Here is a 17,441-nt window from a genome sequence, read left to right on the forward strand (position 1 = left end):
GGTCGGGTGTAAATATGCGACATCCCGCTGTCGGTTGTTCATTGCGCAGCAAGCCGGACAGGGATAATTTTCCCTTACGAGACGACGCGAGACGGGTTTCCCCCCTGTTGATCCGCTCGCACTGGTTCATCTCGTTCCAAGCGTGACGAACGCTAACAAGGAACCCTCGTGCCATTGCCCCCGGCACGAGGGTTTTTTGCGACCAGTGTTCATTCGTCCGGCCAGCCGAGCGCCTTGCGGATCACGTTGTAGATCAGGTTCTGTTCCATCACGCCGCGGACCCGCCCGGCGCCCGGTCCGTTGGCGTAAAGCGGGACATCCTCGCCGGCATGGGTTTCCGAACCCATCGGCAAGAGCGCCTGCTGATGCGCGGAGATCCCGGTTTCGGGCATCGGACGCTCACCCACCACGGCCCCGGGGCCATTGGCATAGCCAAGCGTGGTATAGGGCTTGCCGTCGGCAGCCAGCGCGGGTTCGGCGCCGGTCTCGCCATCATCCTTGGGCGAGACCACCAGGCCGAGGATCGGATTGCCGCGCTGCGGGTAGCCCGCGATGGTGAAGACATGGCTGTGGTCGGCAGTGACCATGATCAGGGTTTCGACCGGATCGGTATGGTCGATGGCATATTGTACCGCGCGGGCAAACTCGACGGCTTCCTCCAGCGCATAGCCAGCCTGGCCCGCGTGATGGCCATGGTCGATCTTCCCGCCTTCGACCATCAGGTAATAGCCATCGGGGTCCTGCCCCAGCCGCGCGATGGCCGCCGAGGTCATGTCGGTCAGCGTCGGCTCGCTGCTATCGGCCTTGCGATCGACCATGTAGGTCATGTGGCTGGGCGAAAAGAGGCCGAGCACCGGCTTGTCCATCGGGGCTGCGAGAAGCGCGGCTGCGTTCTCGACATAGGTACCGCCGGTCGCCGCAACCCAGCCCGCCGGGAGATTGGCCGAAGCATCGAGCCGCTGCCCCTTGCCGGCTTGGCCGAAGAAGGCGGCGCGTCCCCCACCCAGCGCAACGTCGAACGGTTTGCTCACAAGCTGGGCCGCTATGTCCGCGCAACCGAGGCCGCGCTGCGCCTCGGGGATCACGCTGTCGGCCTCCCAGTCGCGATCGACGCTGCGCGAATAGACCGAGGCCGGGGTCGCATGGGTGATTCGCGTCGTACTGACGATCCCCAGCGCCAGGCCGCGCCGCTTGGCCTCTTCGCCCAGCAAGGGGAGCTCGTGCCCGGCGCCGGAGCGGCAATCGCCATTGTGCGTTTCAGGGCCATAGCCAAGCATGCCGATCTTCGTCTTGCGCCCGGTATGCATGGCCGATGCCGTCCCCGCACTGTCCGGCACCTGGGCATTGGTATTGTAGGTCTTGACCAGCGCGACGTGCTCGAACGTCTCGAAAGGCAGGACGTATTCCTCACCTGTCTGCCCGAGCTTTTGCCCGGCATGAATCCGCGTTGCCGTAACGGTCGAGACACCCATGCCGTCACCGATGAAGAGGATCACGTTCTTCGCCCGGGGCGCCTCGCTCACCACCTCGATGGCGGGCTGAGGAACTTCTTGCGCCATGGTGGCGGTGCACGCGGTCAGCGCCAGCGCAGCCATACCGGTAGCCAGGCGAAGTGTACGGATTGTCATGCAGTGTCTCCTCGAACTCCGAATACCTGCCCTATATCGAACCTTTGCAATACGGAACTGTGACGCTTGCCGCAGGCTTGTCGCTCGCCTAACCCCCGCGCCATGGTCACTGTCGCAACCTGGAACATCAACTCGGTCCGCCTGCGGATGCCGATCGTCGAACGCTTCTTGCAGGAGCAATCCCCTGATATCCTGTGCCTGCAGGAGATCAAATGCCAGGAGCAGCAGTTCCCCTACGAAGCCTTCCGCGCGCTCGGCTACGAGCATTTCGCGGTGCATGGGCAGAAGGGCTATCACGGCGTCGCAACCGTCGGGAAAGTACCCTTCAAGGAATTCTCCCGCCACGATTGGCAGGACAATGGCGAGGCGCGCCACGTCGGGGTTGAGCTAACCGATCCAGGCATGCAGGGCATGGTGGTGGAAAACGTCTATGTCCCCGCCGGCGGCGACGAACCCGATCGCACGATCAATCCCAAATTCGGGCAGAAGCTCGATTTTCTCGATCGCATGACTCGTTGGGCCGAAACGATCGACCGGCCCACGCTGATCGTCGGCGACTTCAACATCGCGCCGCTCGCAAGCGATGTCTGGGATCACAAGGCCCTGCTCAAGGTGGTCAGCCACACCCCGCTCGAGGTCGAAACGCTGCAGCGCTTCATGGACGCGCATGGCTGGGCGGATATCGGGCGCGAACACATCAAGGCACCCGAACGTTATTACAGCTGGTGGAGCTATCGCGCGAAGGACTGGAAGGCGAACGATCGCGGCCGCCGCCTCGACCATATGTGGGCAAGCCCCGAACTGGCGAAAGAGGCGACCGGCCATTCGGTCCACGAATATGCGCGCGACTGGGACAAGCCATCGGATCACGTGCCGCTGGTGACGGAGTTCACCCTCTGAGCGAGGCCACGCCCTCCTATTCCCCCGCCCGGCGGGCGGCGCAGGCGGTCGACGCGCTGCGCCATGGATGGCCACTGGTAATCGCGGGGGCACCACTGCTCCAGCCGGTGGAAACGGCCTTCGGCGATCTCAGCGGCGATGCGATGCTGCTTTCGGCGAGCCGTGCGGCGACGCTCAAGCTTGCCAACCAGATCGAAGCCGCCGTGCCGCGCCAGCCAGTACTGATGCGGGCTGCCGATCCCTTCGATCTGCCGCTTGCGCTGGCAGTGGCAGACCCCGCGCTCGACATGGAGAACCCGCTCAAGGGCCCCTTCAAGGCCTTGCCGCTCGCCTGGGAAGAGCAGGCGCGCGCGGCGCTTGAGCTGGCGCGCATGGCAGGAATCCTCCCCGCTTTCCTCGTCGATCCGCGCGGCGTAGGCGAGCCGGTAACACTCGAGGCAAGCGACGTCGCGGCCTATGCCGATGCCACGCGGCTGCAGATCGCCACGCGAGCGAAATTGCCAGTGGTGGCAGCAGAGGGCGCCCGCATCGTCGCCTTCCGCAGCCCCGACGACACGCGCGAGCATGTCGCACTGATGATCGGCCAGCAGAACGCCGAACGCCCGCCGCTGGTTCGGCTGCACTCCGAATGCCTCACCGGCGATATCCTCGGCAGCCTCAAGTGCGATTGCGGGCCGCAGCTCGACGCAGCGCTCCATGCAATGGCGGAGGAAGCGGGCAAGGGCGGTTGGGGTGTCCTGCTCTACCTCAGGCAGGAAGGGCGCGGGATCGGCCTGGTCAACAAGCTCAGGGCCTATCGCCTGCAGGACCAGGGTTTCGATACGGTCGATGCCAACACCCGGCTTGGCCTGCCCGACGAAGCGCGCGATTTTCCCATTGCGGCGCGCATGCTCGAATTGCTCGGCGTTCGCGCCATCCGGTTGATGACCAACAACCCGGCCAAGGTCGCCGCGGTCGAGGGCGAGGGCGTGACCGTTGCCGAGCGCGTACCGCATGCGCTTCCCGACAATCCGCACAACGCCCGCTATCTCGCCACCAAGCGCGACCGCGCGGGCCACCTGCTGCCTTGAACACGATCGCGATCCGGCCCGAGCGCGAGGGCGATGTAGCGACCATCCACACGCTCACCGAGACCGCCTTTCGCGACATGCCGTTCAGCGATGGCGACGAGCAGCACCTTGTCGATCGCCTGCGCGGCGATGGGGACTTGACCCTGTCGCTGGTGGCAGAGGATGCCAGTCGGATAGTCGGTCACATTGCCTTCTCTCCCGTGACGATTACCGACGGGAGCAAGCATTGGTTCGGCCTGGGGCCTGTGAGCGTATGGCCCGAACTGCATGCGCAAGGCATCGGATCGGCGTTGATCCGTCGGGGCATCGCCGAGCTGCAGGAACGGGGGGCAGGGGGCATCGTCCTGCTCGGCAGTCCCGACTACTACGGCCGCTTCGGCTTCGTGCACGATCCCGCGCTGACCTATCCCGGGCCGCCTCCAGAATACTTCCAGCGACTGGTCCTCGCGGGTCCTGCGCCCAGTGGTGTCGTCAGCTATGCCAAAGGCTTTGGTTAGCGTCGTTCGTAGCGCTTGAGCCCGGGGCCCAGTGCGTTGTCGCCAAGCACCAGGCGATCGCCGGTCCAGTCGGCGACGAAAGCCGGGGAGCGACGCAGACCTGGGGCGAGGCGTGCGTCATTGCCCTCTATCACCAGCCCGTCGGCACTATGGTGCGCACCCTCCGCACCGATGGCGATAAAGGCAGACCAGTTCTCCTTATCCGCCCCTTGCACGAACCAGTTACCGCGGATTGCCCCGCCCGCTCCATTGGGCAAGTCGATCATGTATTTGGTGCCATGCCCGTTGGCATCGTCGAAGCTGCAGTTCTCGATGACGGTGCGCGACGCGCGAGACTTGAGGTAGTGCCCCCCGGTTCCCTGTTCGAAGCGGCTGCGCGTTACCCTGAGTCTGCCATAGTCACCGACGTAGATTGAATGGGCGCAACCACCCGAATTCTCGCAGGTGCCGAGCCGGGTGAACGTCGACTTGTCGACGATGAGCTCGCTATCGATGCCATTGCTGGTCATGATCCCCTGCTGGCTGTCGCGGAACCAGCTCTGGGAGACGGTGAGTGGGCCTTTTTCCAGCCGAATACCGGCACCGTTGCCGTCGCGCACCGTGATATCGGCAAAGACGAGGCCTTCGACCAGGGCGCCACGGCCGCGGAGTACCAACGAGGCCTTGCCTTCGCAGGCCACGCCACCGAGCAGCGCCGTGCCCGGTACCGCCGCACGATAGGTAACAAAGCCTCCGCGCTGAACCGCGCAATCGCGCCAATTGCCCGCGGCGATTTCGATGGTCCCGCTGCCATCGCCGATCGCGTCAACCGCTTCCTGGAGCGTGGCATAGCCGCGACCGCTTTCGCGCACCGTGAAGCTCGCCTCGCTTACGCCTTGTGCAAGCGGCGCGGCGAGAGGGACGATGCCAATGCGAAGGTCGCGAGAGCCCCCATAGTCAGACGGTGCAGGCGTCGCGCACGGTAGGATAGAGTCATTCCTCGTCGCCCCAGCGCCATCGCCAGCCGCCCCGGGTCTTGCGCGCCGAGATCATAATGAGGGCAATCGTGGCGGCGAGGAAGATGGCGAAGGCGGTGGCCCCGCCGATTGCGGCGTCCCATTCGATCAGCAGGGCGCACAGACCAAGGACGAGCAGATACCCCGACAGCAAGGCCCAACCCTCCCGCGCGATCGGCAGGCCTGCACCATATCCATACCGCTTCGGTGCGAACCAGGCGTTGTCATCCTCGCTCATCTCAGTTCTCCTTCGCCGGCCGCCCACGCTTGGCTGGCCTGCTGACGGGAATTTCGATACCGCGCCTGGCCAGCGCCTCGCGCAGCAGGATCTCGATCTGGGCGTTGGCGCTTCGCAATTCGTCCGCCGCCAACCGTTCGACCGCGGCGTGAACCGCAGGATCGAGACGGAGGGCGAAGGCTTTCTTCTGCATTGCGTCGGACCCGTTGCGCGTGGGTCAATATAGCGAACCGGCGTTGACCACCGGGCTTGCCTCGCGATCGCCGCAAAGCACGACCATCAGGTTCGAGACCATGGCCGCCTTGCGCTCGTCATCGAGGTCGACGATCCCATCATTGGCCAGCTTGGCGAGCGCATCCTCGACCATGCCGACTGCGCCAATCACGACCTTCTGGCGCGCGGCGATCACCGCATCGGCCTGCTGGCGGCGAAGCATCGCCCCGGCGATCTCCGGTGCATAGGCAAGGTGGGTCAGGCCGGCCTCGTCAACCAGGATGCCCGCCACCTTCAGGCGATCGTTCAGCTCGACCAGAAGCTCGTGATTGACCACATCGCCGCTGCCGCGCAGCGTCACTTCCTCATTCTCGAAGTCGTCATAGGGATGGCGCGAACCCACCGTACGCAATCCCGCTTCGATCTGGATGTTCACGAACTGCTTGTAATCATCGACATCGAAACTTGCCTGTGCGGTATCGGCGACGCGCCAAACCACGTTGCAGGCGATCTCGATCGGGTTGCCCCGCTTGTCGTTGATCTTGACCCGTTCGGAATGGATGTTGTGCGCACGGGCCGAAATCTTCTTGCGCCCGATCCACGGCCAGACCCACCGCAGGCCTTCGGTCCGTTCGGTACCCTTATACTCGCCGAACAGGGTCAGCACCGTGGCCTGGTTGGGCTGGATCATGAAGAAACCGGCCGCGACGAAGATGGACGCGAGGAGGGGGCCCATCAGGAGGCCCAGGAACAGTAGCTTGTCGAACTTGGTAGCCCCGGAAGGCGGAAGGTTCGAGGTGAAGTCCCACACCACCAGCACGATGAGGAGGAGAAGCACAAGCAGCATCAGATAGCCGCTGAAGCTGGAGCCGGCATATTCCCGGCTGGTCTTCATCCCCTTGAGTTCAACTGACATAGCGAATCACTCCCACGATATAAATCTGATATCATATTTATATCGTTTGTAATGGGAGTCAATGACGCGCGATGGCGCGCAGAAAGGCCTCGCCATAGGCCTCCAGCTTTCTCGCCCCGACCCCGGGGAGCTGGCCGAGTTCCGCCAGTGTGGCCGGGCGGCGCTCGGTCATCTCGCGCAGAGTCGCATCGTGAAAGATGACATAGGGCGGAACCTGTCCCTCCACCGCCAGTTCGCGCCGCAATTCGCGCAGCGCATCGAACAAGGGGTCGCCGATCGGATTGGCCGCCGCATTGCGCCGTCCCTTGCGTTCACGCTTGGGCGGGACGACGATCTGTACATTGCTCTCGCCCTTTAGGATCGCCCGCGCCGCACCGCCGAGCGCAAGTCCGCCATGTTCGGTAGCGATTAGCTCGCCCCGCGCCTGCAATGCTCGCGCGAGCGGCTGGAGCAAGGGCGCCTCATCCGCCTCTACTATCCCGAATACGCTCAGTCGATCATGGCCACGCTGGCGCACGCGTTCATCCTCGACCCCGGTGAGGACCTTCTGCAAATGGCCCATGCCGAAGCTCTGGCCGGTGCGATAAACGGCGCTGAGCAGCTTGCGGGCCAGCTCCGTCACGTCGGTAACGGCCGGTTGCTCGATGCAGTTATCACAATTGCCGCAGGCTGCAGGCGGGTCCTCCCCAAAATGGCGCAGCAAGATCGCGCGGCGGCACTCGGCGGTTTCGACCAGCCCCGCGAGCGCATCGAGCCGAGCCCGTTCGGCACCGCGCCGCGCCTCGTCAATCTCGGCCAATCGCTGGCGCGCGGTGGCAAAATCCCCCGCACCCCAGAACATTACGGCTTGGGCCGGGTCACCGTCCCGCCCGGCGCGGCCGGTTTCCTGGTAATAGCCTTCGATCGACTTGGGAACGCCGACATGCGCGACAAACCGCACATCGGGCTTGTCGATACCCATGCCAAAGGCGACCGTCGCAACCATCACCGTGTCTTCGCTCGCAACGAAGCTCGACTGATTGGCCGCACGGACCTCGGCATCCAGTCCGGCATGATAGGGCAGCACCGGCCGCCCGGTCGCCGCACCCAGCTTTTCCGCCAGTTCTTCGACTTTGCGCCGCGTCAGCGCATAGACGATCCCCGGCCCCGGCTCGGCCGCCATCAGGTTCGCCAGCTGCCGCAACGGGTTGTCCCGGTGGCGGATCGCATAGCGAATATTCGGGCGGTCGAAGCCGGCGAGCACCAGTCCGTCGGCCGGGATGCCGAGCTGGCCCATCACGTCGGAACGCGTTTGGCGATCGGCGGTGGCGGTCAGAGCCAGTCGCGGAACATGGGGGAATGCGTCCATCAGTGGGCGCAGCATGCGATAGTCGGGCCGGAAATCGTGACCCCATTCGGATACGCAATGCGCCTCATCCACCGCGAAGAGGCACAGCGGGGCGGCGGACAGGAATTCGCGGAACCCGGACTGGCTGGCACGTTCGGGCGCCACATAGAGCAGGTCGAGCTCGCCCCGACGAAAGGCGTCCTGCGTCTCGCGCCAGTCGGCATCGGCGCTGGTCAGCGTAGCCGCGCGGATGCCGTTGGCCCGCGCGGCACGAAGCTGGTCATGCATCAGGGCTATCAGCGGGCTTATGACCACGCAGGTCCCTTCCAGCATCACCGCCGGTAGCTGGTAGGTCAGCGACTTGCCCGCACCCGTCGGCATCACTGCAAGCGTGGGCCGACCTGCAAGCACCCGTTCCACCACCTCGGCCTGGCGACCGCGGAAATCGGCAAAACCGAACACGGCCTTGAGCTTCGCCAGCGCGGCGTCGGTAGGAGCATGAATGCTGTCGGGCATGCCGCCCTGATTGCGGTCCAGGCGGCGACATGCAACCGGCGCGACGACATTTTCCCCTTGCCCCGGGCGGTCCTGTCACGCTTTAGACAGGGTTCGGGCCGGTCGGGCCCATTGAGTTTACGCAGGAGAGACCCTCATGAAGTTCCGTATCGCCCTTGCCGCCGCTGCGTCGCTCGTGCTCGCCGCCTGTGGCGGCGCACAGGATGCCTCGACCGAAGCCGAAGCAGATACCGTAGAGGTTGATGCCGACGCCGCCCTCGAAGGCGTCGATGTTGCCCCGGTCGCCGACGATGCTGCCACCGCGGAGGAAGAGGCCGGGGAGGAAGCTGCGGCCGCAGAAGCGCAACAAATCCAGGAAGCCGGGGACCAGGCCGCCGACACCGCTGCCGCGGCCATGGACGCCATGGCCGAAGACGCCGGCAACTGATCGAGGCACGCCGCCGGGCCGGGTGCCGTAGCGTCCTTGGCGCAAGACCCTGTCCGGCGGTAATCACTCGTCGATGAGCCGACTCGCCCTGACCCTGGCGCTTGCCGCCCTGCCCGCCGTAGCGGGCTGCTCCGACGACAGCGACGAGCCGGTCGATGCCGTTTCACCGACCGAAGCCAAGGCGCTCGATGAGGCGGCCGAGATGATCGAGCAGCGGCGCCTGCCGCCCGAGGCGGTTGCCGATACCGGTGCCGCAAATGAGAAACCGGCTGAGGGAGAGGCCAAATAATGACCAGCACGCCCAATCCGGGGATGGACCCCGAGATCTTCGACCAGTTCCTCGAACAGCTCCAGCGCTATGTGCGCGAGCGGCTGATCCCGGCCGAGAAGGACGTGATCGAGGATGACCGGATTCCCGACGACATCGTCGCCGAGATGAAGGAGATGGGCCTGTTCGGTCTTACCGTACCCGGAGAATACGGTGGTGCCGGGCTCAACACGTCGCAATATGCCCGCGTGGTGCACTGCATGGCCTATGCCGCACCAGCCTTCCGCTCGATCTTTTCGATCAACGTCGGAATGTTCAACTCGGCCATCAAGAATGGCGGGACCGAGGCGCAGAAGGACGAATGGTGGCCCAAGATCGCAGCCGGCGCCATCGCCTGCTTCGGGCTGACCGAGCCGGGTTCGGGTAGCGACAGCGCCGCCATGGCAACCACCGCGCGCCCCGACCCCAATGGCAATGGCTGGATCCTCAACGGGACCAAGCGCTACATCACCAACGCCCCCTTCGCCGAAGTCGGCCTGATCATGGCACGCACAGAGAAGGAAGCCCTGCCCAAGAACGCGCATGTCAGCGCCTTCATCGTGCCGATGAACACGCCCGGGGTCTCCACCGGCAGCCCGGACAAGAAGATGGGTCAATCGGGTAGCCACATTTCGGATATCATGCTCGACGATGTCCACGTGCCGGGTGACGCACTGCTCGGCGGGGAGACCGGCAAGGGCTTCCGCTTCGCCATGATGAGCCTCGACAACGGACGCATTTCGGTTGGCGCAGCCGCCACAGGCTATGCCCGCCGCGCGCTCGACAGCGCGCTACGTTATGCCAACGAACGCAAGGCTTTTGGTGAACCGATCGCCAATTTCCAGCTGATCCAGCAGATGCTGGCTGAAAGCGACACCGAGATCTACGCCGCCGAAGCGATGATGGCCGACGTCACCGCGCGCGCCGACCGGGGCGAGAATATCCTGCGCAAGGCTGCGGCGTTCAAGGTCTTCGCCAGCGAGATGTGCGGCCGCGTGGTCGACCGCGTGGTGCAGATCTATGGCGGTGCCGGCTACCTTGCCGAATACGATGCCGAACGCTTCTTCCGTGATGCGCGCATCTACCGCATCTACGAAGGTACGACACAGATCCTTCAGCTCCAGATCGCCAAGCATATGCTGCGCGAATTCGCCGAGCAGGCCTGAGGTGTACGGGCTCCTCAAGGGACTGAGCATCATCGAAGCCTCGAGCTTCGTCGCATCGCCCACCGCCGGGCTCTACTGCGCCCAGATGGGCGCCGAGGTGATCCGCGTCGACCACAAGGCCGGCGGGCTCGACTATGACCGCTACCTGCTGACCAGTGGCGGTCGCTCATTGAGCTGGGAGAACCTCAACCGCGCCAAGAAATCGGTCGCACTGGACCTGGTCAGAGCGGAGGGACGCGAATTACTGGTCGAGCTGGCAGCCCGCACCGGCAATTTGATCACCAACCTGCCCGAGAAGAGCTTCCTTTCGCATGACGCCGTTTCGGCACGGCAGCCGGACGGTGTCCCCGATCTCGTCAGCATACGCATCATGGGCTGGCACGACGGCAGGCAAGCGATGGATTTCACTGTCAACGCCGCCAGCGGTTACCCGCTGATGTGTGGGCCCGAGGAGTGGGATCCCGCAACCGCGCCCCCCGTCAACCAGGCGCTTCCGGCCTGGGATTTCATTACCGGTGCCTATTGCGCCTTCGCTTTGTTAGCCGGCATCCGCCACCGTGACGCCACTGGCGAAGGCAGCGAGTTGCGGGTCCCGCTGGGCGATGTGGCCATCGGCACCATGGCCAATAGCGGCGCGATGGCCGAGATGCTCTATCGCGGGGCCGATCGCGAACGGCTGGGCAATGCCATATGGGGCGCCTTCGGACGCGACTTCCGCACCCGCGACGGGGTGCGCTTCATGGTCGCCGCACTGACGCCAAAGCAATGGAACGGCCTTGTCGCCGCGATGGGCGTAGGCGACGCCATTGCCGAACTCGAACGAGAGCTGGGCGTGAGCTTCGCCGATGGCGACCGGCCGCGTTTCGAGCATCGTCACCGGCTGTTCGAACTATTCCAGGACCAGGCGGGGCAATCCGATTGGTCTGACCTGTCCGCGCGGCTCGCCGCCGAAGGAACCACTTTCGAACGCTATCGGACGATGCACGAAGCAGCGAATGATCCCGAATTGGTGGCGAACAACCCGCTGTTCGGTCCCTCGCCCGCCAACCCGAGTGGCTTCGAGTATCCGGCAACGCGCAGCTTCGCCAACATTCCGGGTCGCGAGGCGGGCAATCCCGCACCGGCCCCCTATCTTGGGCAGCATACCGAAGAGGTCCTGGCCGAACGGCTCGGCCTTGCTTCGGGCACGATCGGCGATCTCGTCGATCGCGGCATCGCCCGCCTGTCCGACGCCACTAGTTGATTGGGAACTGATCCATGACGTCACTTCGTCGAGTCGCCATCTGCAAGCCCCTGCGCACCCCCGTCGGTCGCTATCTGGGCAGTCTCCAACCCTTGGAGGCCGGAAAGCTTGGCGCCATCATCATCAAGGCACTGGTCGAGCGCAGCGGTATCGATCCGATGCGCGTCGACGACGTCGTCTTTAGCCAAGGCTACGGCAGCGGCGAGGCACCTGCGATCGGCCACTGGAGCTGGTTGGCCGCAGGTTATCCCATCGAGGTTCCCGGCTTCCAGCTCGACCGGCGCTGCGGCTCGGGCCTGCAGGCAGTCGCGACGGCGGCGATGATGGTCCAGACTGGCGTTGCCGATTGCGTCCTCGCGGGCGGGGTCGAGAGCATGTCCAACGTCGAACACTATACTACCGCAGCCCGCCAGGGCTCGCGCCTCGGCGACATGGTGCTGTGGGATCGACTGACCCGTGGACGGTTGATGAGCCAGCCGATCGAGCGATTTGGCGTCATTACCGGCATGATCGAAACCGCAGAGAACCTGGCCAAGGATTACGGCATTACCCGCGAAGAGGCCGATGCCTTCGCGGTCCGCAGTCACCAGAACGCCACCCGCGCCTGGGCCGAAGGCAAGTTCGATGAACAGCTGGTTTCGGTCGAGATCCCCTCGCGCAAGGGCGATGCGGTCATCTTCGCCAAGGACGAGGGCTTCCGCCCCGACGCCAGCATGGAAACGCTGGGCGCGCTGCGGGCGATCGACATCAAGCGCGATCCCGACGCCATCGTGACGGCGGGCAATGCCAGCCAGCAGAATGACGCCGCGGCGGCTTGCCTGGTGGTTGCGGAGGACAAGGTCGAGGAACTCGGCCTCGAACCGATCCTGTGGTTCCATTCGTGGAGCGCGGCAGGCTGCGACCCCAGCCGCATGGGTATTGGCCCCGTCCCGGCGGTCGAGCGCTTGTTCGCCCGCAACGGTCTCGGTTGGGGTGACATCGAGCTGATCGAGCTCAACGAAGCCTTCGCCCCGCAGGCGCTCGCCGTGCTCAAGGGCTGGGGGTTCTCTGACGACGACAGCCGCCGTGAGCTGGTCAACGTCAATGGTTCGGGCATCTCGCTCGGTCACCCGATCGGAGCCACCGGCATTCGCATCCTTGCCGACATGGCGCACGAAATGCGTCGCCGTGGGGCCCGCTATGGGCTCGAGACCATGTGCATCGGCGGCGGGCAGGGGATGGCGGCCGTGTTCGAGCGCGCCGCCTGATGGGAAGCTGGTCCGCCTGGCTGGGGCGCGAGACGACGTCGCAGGACAGGCTCGATGCCGCGCTTGCCTCGCGCTGGTGCGCCACGATGGACCGTGCGGTTCCCGCAGACGGCACAATGCCGCAGGGCATCCACTTCTGCCTGTGCACCCCCGAAGCCCCGACAGCCGCGCTGGGCGAGGATGGACATCCGACGCGCGACGAGAGTGCAGCGAGCTTCTTCCCACCGGTTCCCCAACCACGCCGGATGTGGGCATCGAGCAAGGTCACCTTCCTCTCACCCTTGACGATCGGCGCGCGGATCGAGCGCCGGTCGCGCATCGCCACGATCGACGAGAAAAGCGGCAAGACCGGGTCGCTGGTCTTCGTCGAAGTCGACCACGAGACCAGCGCCGATGGGACCCCCGCCGTGCGCGAACGGCAAACTTTGGTATATCGCGACGCTGCCAGCGCCGAGGCGCCGCTAAGTCCCCCGCAACCCGCCGCCAATGGTGTGGATCCAACGGGATGGGATGTGCACCGCACTCTGGTGCCAGACCCGCGATTGCTGTTCCGCTTCTCCGCGCTGACCTTCAACACCCACCGCATCCACTATGATGCACCCTATACGCGTGACGTCGAACGCTATCGCGGCCTGGTGGTGCATGGGCCCTTGATGGCGAGCCTGCTGCTGCAACTGGCGGCAAGCGAGTTGGGCGAAAACCGGCTCGAGAGCTTCGGCTTCCGGGCCATCAGCCCGGCCATTGCAGGGGAAGAACTGAACCTGCTGATGCGTCGGGAGAGCGCCGGCCTTGAGCTGGCTGCGCTAGCATCCGATGGCCGTGAAGTGGTCAGGGCTCGCGCGAGCCTTGATTAAGGTTGGCACGCCGCACTGCGCCTCACGGGCCTGCAATTCGCCAACCATTAGTTAACGTACTCCCGATATTTGTGAACTGTTCGAAGTCCCTCAAGTAAATCAGGGATATAACGCGCCGCGGCAAAGCAGGTGCTTCGACAGCACGGGAGCAGAGAATGTATGAAGTTCGGGCCGACGTTTCACGTCACTGCGTCATCCTAATCCTGAAACATGACTACAACCACGATCGCGATGCAGTTCATCAGGACTTCGTCGCTGCGGCCGAGCGGGTACGGTCCGAAGACGGCCACTTCGACGTGCTGGTCGACCTGGTCGGCATTCACGTCATAGCGCAGGAGCGGGTCGATAGCGGCGAGGTGCTCATGCGTTGGTGCGTTACCAATGGCATGCGGCGCGGCGCGATTGCGGTCGGCACGATGCTCCAGGAATTGCAGCTCAAGCGCTTGTCCGAGCGGAGCGAGAAATTCCGCTACTTCCGTTCGGTCGATGAGGCAGAGCGCTGGCTGGGCGAAACCTCGGTGGAAGCCTAAATCACCGCGCCATCTACCCGGCCTCATCGACAGGCGTGTAATTCACGATCGGTTGCAGGACGGAATAGCGTTCCGGGAGCGGCTCACGGCCGAGCGGGGGATAGTCGATTTCGGTGGGCTCTACCTGGGTATCGGGGAGGCGGTCGAGCAGGTCGCGCACGAGCGTCAGTCGGCCACGTTTCTGGTCATTGAAATCGACCAGGGTCCAAGGCGCCCAATCGGTGTGGGTGGCCGCAAGCATGGCTTCGCGCGCTTCGGTATAGGCATCATACTTGTCACGCGCGGCAAGATCGACCGGCGAGAGCTTCCAGCGCTTGAGCGGGTCTTCCAGCCGTTCGCGCAGGCGTTCTTCCTGTTCGGCCTGGTCGGTGCCGAGCCAGTATTTGAACAGCAGGATGCCGTCCTCGACCAGTTGCTTTTCGAAAAGCGGTGCCTGCGCGAGAAATGCCGCGACCTGTTCAGGCGAGGCATAACCCATGACCTTCTCGACACCCGCGCGGTTGTACCAGCTGCGATCGAACAGCACGATCTCGCCAGCACTAGGCAAGTGCGTGATGTAGCGTTGGAAATACCATTGGGTCTGTTCCGCTTCGTTCGGCTTCGACAGCGCAACCACACGGCACTGGCGCGGGTTCAACGCCTCGCGGACAGCCTGGATCGCACCGCCCTTGCCCGCCGTATCGCGGCCTTCAAAGATCACCACGATCCGTTGCCCTGTCGCCTTGGCCCAGCGCGCCATGCCGACCAGTTCCGCCTGCATCGGCTCGATCGCGTGCTCGTAATCCTCTTTATTCACCCCTCACCTCCCGAAGCATTTGTGTGGCGGCCGCAAAAGTAGTATCATCAGCAACGATATGGCTACCATCGCAGAACCCGAACAGGACTTTAGCCGCCTGCCGGAGCTTCCGGCAGGAATTTTCACCGCGCCGCTAAAGAAACCGGCCCATGTCGGCGAAGACTGGCTGGAGCCGGCCCAGACCGTCTACTCGTCGGAGGAGGATGCGATCTGGAACGACCTGTTCGCACGCCAGATGCAGGTCCTGCCCGGGCGCGCGGCATCGTCCTTCATCGCTGGCCTCGACAAGCTCAATCTGGATCGCGGCGGGGTACCCGAATTCGGCAAGCTCAGCGAAGACCTGAATGCCCTGACCGGCTGGACCGTCGTGCCGGTGCCAATGCTGATCCCCGATCACGTATTCTTCTGGCACCTCGCCAACCGGCGCTTCCCTGCGGGCAATTTCATCCGCACGCGCGAGACCTTCGACTACATCCAGGAACCCGACGTATTCCATGACGTGTTCGGCCACGTGCCGATGCTGACCGATCCCGTCTATGCCGACTACATGCAGGAATATGGTCGCGCCGGGTGGAAGGCGATGCGCTACAACCGACTGAAGGCGCTCGGGGCGCTCTACTGGTATACGGTCGAGTTCGGGCTGATTCAGGAAACGGACGGCATCAAGGCCTATGGCGCGGGAATCCTCTCGGGCCCGACCGAGGTGGTCTATGCCACCGAGGCTGAAAGCCCCAACCGCATCATGCTCAACGTCGACCGCGTCATGCGCACCGACTACGTGATCAGCGATCTCCAGCCGACCTATTTCGTGATCGAGAGCTTTGCCGACCTCTACCGCCAGACGGTCGAGCGCGATTTCGACAAGCTCTATCGCCACCTCGGCCCCGGGTTCACCTATGCCAATACGGCGGTGATCGACGTCGATTACGTCGTCAATGAGGGTACGCTCGAGTACACGCTGCGCGGCGGACGCGGCAGCGGGGCCAAGCCGGTTTAAGTGATATTCTAGCCCAGACACCGAAACCGGCCCGGAATCGCTCCCGGGCCGGTTCGCGTGACCTTACGGCCGTAGTTTAGTTGCCGGCGGCGTTGTCTGCCGCTTCACCGGCTTCTTCCATGGCATCGGCCTTGTCTTCAGCGGCGTCCGTCATGGCATCTTCCTGTGCATCGGTGATCTGGCCAGCGTCTTCCATTGCCTCGGCTTGCTCGTTCACCACTTCCGCCTGCTGTTCGCCGACGTCTTCAGCCGCATCTTCCTTCGGGCCATCGCAAGCGACGACGCCCAGACTGAGGGTAGCAGCCGAAACGGTGATCAGAGCTTTGTTGAATTTCATGGGTTGTCCCCTTCTATGGTTGGATATCGACCCAATGCGCGAAGAAGGAAAGAGTTCCGAAATCAATCGTTTGTCGTACTCATTGCGCCAGTCGGCGCCGCAGAAGGTTATACGCTGCGATAAGGCCGAGGGCCCCCAGCGTAGCCCATGCCAGAGCCCCGCCACTGACGCCGCCTACGATCGATGCATTGCCGCCGAATAGACCGGCGAGCAGTGAGCCAGCCGTACCGGCCAGCATCTGGCCAAAGATCAGGCGCCCGTCTTCGATGCGCAGGACGATAGTCCCCAGCCAGCCCAGCGCAGCACCCATCACGATCAGTATCAGCGCGCCCATGGCAGATATGTCCGGACATTGGTCATGTCCGATAAAAACCGCACATGAGGCTTTTGTTCCTGCCGTTGCGGCAGAACGAGCCACAGCTCATGCAAACGCGAACCACGCCAGGACGGCCGAACCGGCGACAATGCGATACCAGGCGAACGGAGCGAATCCGCTGCGCCCGACGAAAGCGACAAAGGCGCGGATCACCAGCAGCGCGACGATGAAGCTGACCACAAAGCCCAGCGCGATGTCGTCCCAGCCGACCCGCGCGCTGCCAGCCATCAGCGTATCGTACTTGGTCGCGATCTCGAGCCCCGAGGCCCCGATCATCGTCGGTACCGCGAGGAAGAACGAGAACTCGGCGGCCGTCTTGCGGTTCACGCCCATAGCCAGCGCCCCCATGATCGTCGCGCCCGACCGGCTGACGCCGGGGACCATCGCCAGGCACTGCGCCAGGCCGACGCCGAGAACTGTCACGATGGGCAGGTCGGCCACGCCATGCTCGCCTTCCGGCTTGGACCAGCGTTCGATCCCCAAGATGGCAATCCCGCCGAGGATCAAGGTCCAGGGCACGATCTGCGGATTCCCGAGCATCGCTTCGAACTGTTCGTGGAGCATGAGGCCCAGGACCGCGCTGGGCAGAAAGGCCAGGATCAGGTTGCGCGCGAACAGCAGCCCTTCGCGCTCGCCGCGCAGCACACCCATGCCCGCACCCCAGAACGTGCCCCAATATTGGTAGACAACCGCGAGGATCGCGCCGAGCTGGATCACGACGTTGAACATCGCCCATTCCTGCGGATCCGCACCCGAGAGCTCGGTGGCGAGAATCAGGTGCCCGGTCGAAGAGACAGGGATGAACTCGGTAAGCCCCTCGACAATGCCGAGGAAGATCGCGGTGAAATAGTCGCTCATTGG

The 17,441-nt window shown here is 64.2% G+C and carries 21 protein-coding genes; 11 read left to right on the plus strand and 10 right to left on the minus strand.

Going from position 1 to position 17,441, the window contains the following annotated elements:
• Positions 1–209: 209 nt before the first annotated feature.
• Positions 210–1,628, minus strand: a complete 1,419-nt coding sequence (locus HQR01_RS04775) for an alkaline phosphatase (protein ID WP_173213020.1) — start codon at positions 1,626–1,628, stop codon at positions 210–212.
• A 102-nt stretch (positions 1,629–1,730) separates the two neighbouring features.
• On the opposite strand from HQR01_RS04775, the gene HQR01_RS04780 reads away from it, so the two are divergent.
• The 3 genes from HQR01_RS04780 to HQR01_RS04790 are packed head-to-tail and all read left to right on the plus strand — an operon-like array spanning position 1,731 to position 4,095.
• Positions 1,731–2,528 (plus strand): exodeoxyribonuclease III, encoded by a 798-nt coding sequence (locus HQR01_RS04780; protein WP_173213022.1) that lies wholly within the window; start codon positions 1,731–1,733, stop codon positions 2,526–2,528.
• Positions 2,477–3,598 carry a GTP cyclohydrolase II gene (gene ribA / locus HQR01_RS04785; protein WP_407644601.1) on the plus strand — a complete coding sequence of 374 codons (1,122 nt, stop codon included), beginning with the start codon at positions 2,477–2,479 and terminating at the stop codon, positions 3,596–3,598. The genes HQR01_RS04780 and ribA overlap by 52 nt, the downstream gene beginning before the upstream one ends.
• A complete protein-coding gene (locus HQR01_RS04790; RefSeq protein ID WP_199800358.1) occupies positions 3,595–4,095 on the plus strand; it encodes a GNAT family N-acetyltransferase in 501 nt (166 codons plus the stop codon). The genes ribA and HQR01_RS04790 overlap by 4 nt, the downstream gene beginning before the upstream one ends.
• Here HQR01_RS04790 and HQR01_RS04795 read toward each other — a convergent pair.
• From HQR01_RS04795 to recQ, 5 genes are all read right to left on the minus strand, one after another.
• Positions 4,092–4,946 carry a right-handed parallel beta-helix repeat-containing protein gene (locus HQR01_RS04795; RefSeq protein ID WP_325064534.1) on the minus strand — a complete coding sequence of 285 codons (855 nt, stop codon included), beginning with the start codon at positions 4,944–4,946 and terminating at the stop codon, positions 4,092–4,094. The genes HQR01_RS04790 and HQR01_RS04795 overlap by 4 nt on opposite strands.
• Positions 4,947–5,067: 121 nt before the next feature.
• Positions 5,068–5,328, minus strand: coding sequence for a hypothetical protein (locus tag HQR01_RS04800; protein ID WP_173213024.1), 261 nt, complete (start codon positions 5,326–5,328; stop codon positions 5,068–5,070).
• A gap of 1 nt (position 5,329) precedes the next feature.
• Positions 5,330–5,521, minus strand: coding sequence for a toxin-antitoxin system HicB family antitoxin (locus tag HQR01_RS04805; protein ID WP_173213026.1), 192 nt, complete (start codon positions 5,519–5,521; stop codon positions 5,330–5,332).
• Between the two features lie 24 nt (positions 5,522–5,545).
• Complete coding sequence (locus HQR01_RS04810; RefSeq protein WP_173213028.1) at positions 5,546–6,457, minus strand: SPFH domain-containing protein; 912 nt, start codon at positions 6,455–6,457, stop codon at positions 5,546–5,548.
• Positions 6,458–6,515: 58 nt separating this feature from the next.
• Positions 6,516–8,300, minus strand: coding sequence for a DNA helicase RecQ (gene recQ / locus HQR01_RS04815; protein WP_173213030.1), 1,785 nt, complete (start codon positions 8,298–8,300; stop codon positions 6,516–6,518).
• Between the two features lie 136 nt (positions 8,301–8,436).
• Here recQ and HQR01_RS04820 point away from each other — a divergent pair, with 136 nt between their 5' ends.
• The 7 genes from HQR01_RS04820 to HQR01_RS04850 all read left to right on the plus strand — a co-directional run bounded on the left by HQR01_RS04820 (position 8,437) and on the right by HQR01_RS04850 (position 14,074).
• The gene (locus HQR01_RS04820) at positions 8,437–8,727 is read left to right on the plus strand and encodes a hypothetical protein (protein WP_173213032.1); all 291 of its coding nucleotides are present in this window, start codon (positions 8,437–8,439) and stop codon (positions 8,725–8,727) included.
• A 73-nt stretch (positions 8,728–8,800) separates the two neighbouring features.
• A complete protein-coding gene (locus tag HQR01_RS04825; RefSeq protein ID WP_173213034.1) occupies positions 8,801–9,016 on the plus strand; it encodes a hypothetical protein in 216 nt (71 codons plus the stop codon).
• Positions 9,016–10,200: an acyl-CoA dehydrogenase family protein gene (locus HQR01_RS04830; protein ID WP_234030253.1), complete on the plus strand. Its 1,185-nt coding sequence runs from the start codon at positions 9,016–9,018 to the stop codon at positions 10,198–10,200. The genes HQR01_RS04825 and HQR01_RS04830 overlap by 1 nt, the downstream gene beginning before the upstream one ends.
• Before the next feature lies 1 nt (position 10,201).
• Positions 10,202–11,443 (plus strand): CoA transferase, encoded by a 1,242-nt coding sequence (locus tag HQR01_RS04835; protein WP_173213036.1) that lies wholly within the window; start codon positions 10,202–10,204, stop codon positions 11,441–11,443.
• Between the two features lie 14 nt (positions 11,444–11,457).
• The gene (locus HQR01_RS04840) at positions 11,458–12,690 is read left to right on the plus strand and encodes an acetyl-CoA C-acetyltransferase (protein ID WP_173213038.1); all 1,233 of its coding nucleotides are present in this window, start codon (positions 11,458–11,460) and stop codon (positions 12,688–12,690) included.
• Positions 12,690–13,544 (plus strand): FAS1-like dehydratase domain-containing protein, encoded by an 855-nt coding sequence (locus HQR01_RS04845; protein ID WP_173213040.1) that lies wholly within the window; start codon positions 12,690–12,692, stop codon positions 13,542–13,544. The genes HQR01_RS04840 and HQR01_RS04845 overlap by 1 nt, the downstream gene beginning before the upstream one ends.
• A gap of 155 nt (positions 13,545–13,699) precedes the next feature.
• Entirely contained in the window at positions 13,700–14,074 is a 375-nt protein-coding gene (locus tag HQR01_RS04850) for a hypothetical protein (protein WP_173213042.1), read from the plus strand.
• Between the two features lie 13 nt (positions 14,075–14,087).
• Here the strand turns inward: HQR01_RS04850 and ppk2 are convergent, their stop codons facing one another.
• The gene (ppk2, locus tag HQR01_RS04855; protein WP_173216148.1) at positions 14,088–14,834 is read right to left on the minus strand and encodes a polyphosphate kinase 2; all 747 of its coding nucleotides are present in this window, start codon (positions 14,832–14,834) and stop codon (positions 14,088–14,090) included.
• 94 nt (positions 14,835–14,928) lie between these two features.
• On the opposite strand from ppk2, the gene phhA reads away from it, so the two are divergent.
• Positions 14,929–15,867: a phenylalanine 4-monooxygenase gene (gene phhA / locus HQR01_RS04860; RefSeq protein WP_173213044.1), complete on the plus strand. Its 939-nt coding sequence runs from the start codon at positions 14,929–14,931 to the stop codon at positions 15,865–15,867.
• Between the two features lie 76 nt (positions 15,868–15,943).
• Here phhA and HQR01_RS04865 read toward each other — a convergent pair whose 3' ends face one another.
• The 3 genes from HQR01_RS04865 to HQR01_RS04875 form a co-directional block, all read right to left on the minus strand.
• On the minus strand, positions 15,944–16,204 hold the full coding sequence (locus tag HQR01_RS04865) for a hypothetical protein (protein WP_173213046.1): 261 nt from the start codon (positions 16,202–16,204) through the stop codon (positions 15,944–15,946).
• 79 nt (positions 16,205–16,283) lie between these two features.
• Positions 16,284–16,538 (minus strand): GlsB/YeaQ/YmgE family stress response membrane protein, encoded by a 255-nt coding sequence (locus HQR01_RS04870; RefSeq protein ID WP_173213048.1) that lies wholly within the window; start codon positions 16,536–16,538, stop codon positions 16,284–16,286.
• Positions 16,539–16,625: 87 nt separating this feature from the next.
• The gene (locus HQR01_RS04875) at positions 16,626–17,438 is read right to left on the minus strand and encodes an undecaprenyl-diphosphate phosphatase (protein WP_173213050.1); all 813 of its coding nucleotides are present in this window, start codon (positions 17,436–17,438) and stop codon (positions 16,626–16,628) included.
• Positions 17,439–17,441 lie beyond the last annotated feature (3 nt).

Source organism: Erythrobacter mangrovi (genome assembly GCF_013260645.1).
Lineage (GTDB): Bacteria > Pseudomonadota > Alphaproteobacteria > Sphingomonadales > Sphingomonadaceae > Qipengyuania > Qipengyuania mangrovi.

Excerpts from the sequence above, each read along its gene's own strand:
- HQR01_RS04775 (WP_173213020.1), bottom strand. The coding sequence starts at position 1,628 with ATGACAATCCGTACACTTCGCCTGGCTACCGGTATGGCTGCGCTGGCG.
- HQR01_RS04780 (WP_173213022.1), top strand. The coding sequence starts at position 1,731 with ATGGTCACTGTCGCAACCTGGAACATCAACTCGGTCCGCCTGCGGATG.
- HQR01_RS04800 (WP_173213024.1), bottom strand. The coding sequence starts at position 5,328 with ATGAGCGAGGATGACAACGCCTGGTTCGCACCGAAGCGGTATGGATAT.
- HQR01_RS04805 (WP_173213026.1), bottom strand. The coding sequence starts at position 5,521 with ATGCAGAAGAAAGCCTTCGCCCTCCGTCTCGATCCTGCGGTTCACGCC.
- HQR01_RS04810 (WP_173213028.1), bottom strand. The coding sequence starts at position 6,457 with ATGTCAGTTGAACTCAAGGGGATGAAGACCAGCCGGGAATATGCCGGC.
- recQ (WP_173213030.1), bottom strand. The coding sequence starts at position 8,300 with ATGCCCGACAGCATTCATGCTCCTACCGACGCCGCGCTGGCGAAGCTC.
- HQR01_RS04820 (WP_173213032.1), top strand. The coding sequence starts at position 8,437 with ATGAAGTTCCGTATCGCCCTTGCCGCCGCTGCGTCGCTCGTGCTCGCC.
- HQR01_RS04825 (WP_173213034.1), top strand. The coding sequence starts at position 8,801 with ATGAGCCGACTCGCCCTGACCCTGGCGCTTGCCGCCCTGCCCGCCGTA.
- HQR01_RS04830 (WP_234030253.1), top strand. The coding sequence starts at position 9,016 with ATGACCAGCACGCCCAATCCGGGGATGGACCCCGAGATCTTCGACCAG.
- HQR01_RS04840 (WP_173213038.1), top strand. The coding sequence starts at position 11,458 with ATGACGTCACTTCGTCGAGTCGCCATCTGCAAGCCCCTGCGCACCCCC.
- HQR01_RS04845 (WP_173213040.1), top strand. The coding sequence starts at position 12,690 with ATGGGAAGCTGGTCCGCCTGGCTGGGGCGCGAGACGACGTCGCAGGAC.
- HQR01_RS04850 (WP_173213042.1), top strand. The coding sequence starts at position 13,700 with ATGTATGAAGTTCGGGCCGACGTTTCACGTCACTGCGTCATCCTAATC.
- ppk2 (WP_173216148.1), bottom strand. The coding sequence starts at position 14,834 with ATGCAGGCGGAACTGGTCGGCATGGCGCGCTGGGCCAAGGCGACAGGG.
- phhA (WP_173213044.1), top strand. The coding sequence starts at position 14,929 with ATGGCTACCATCGCAGAACCCGAACAGGACTTTAGCCGCCTGCCGGAG.
- HQR01_RS04865 (WP_173213046.1), bottom strand. The coding sequence starts at position 16,204 with ATGAAATTCAACAAAGCTCTGATCACCGTTTCGGCTGCTACCCTCAGT.
- HQR01_RS04870 (WP_173213048.1), bottom strand. The coding sequence starts at position 16,538 with ATGGGCGCGCTGATACTGATCGTGATGGGTGCTGCGCTGGGCTGGCTG.
- HQR01_RS04875 (WP_173213050.1), bottom strand. The coding sequence starts at position 17,438 with ATGAGCGACTATTTCACCGCGATCTTCCTCGGCATTGTCGAGGGGCTT.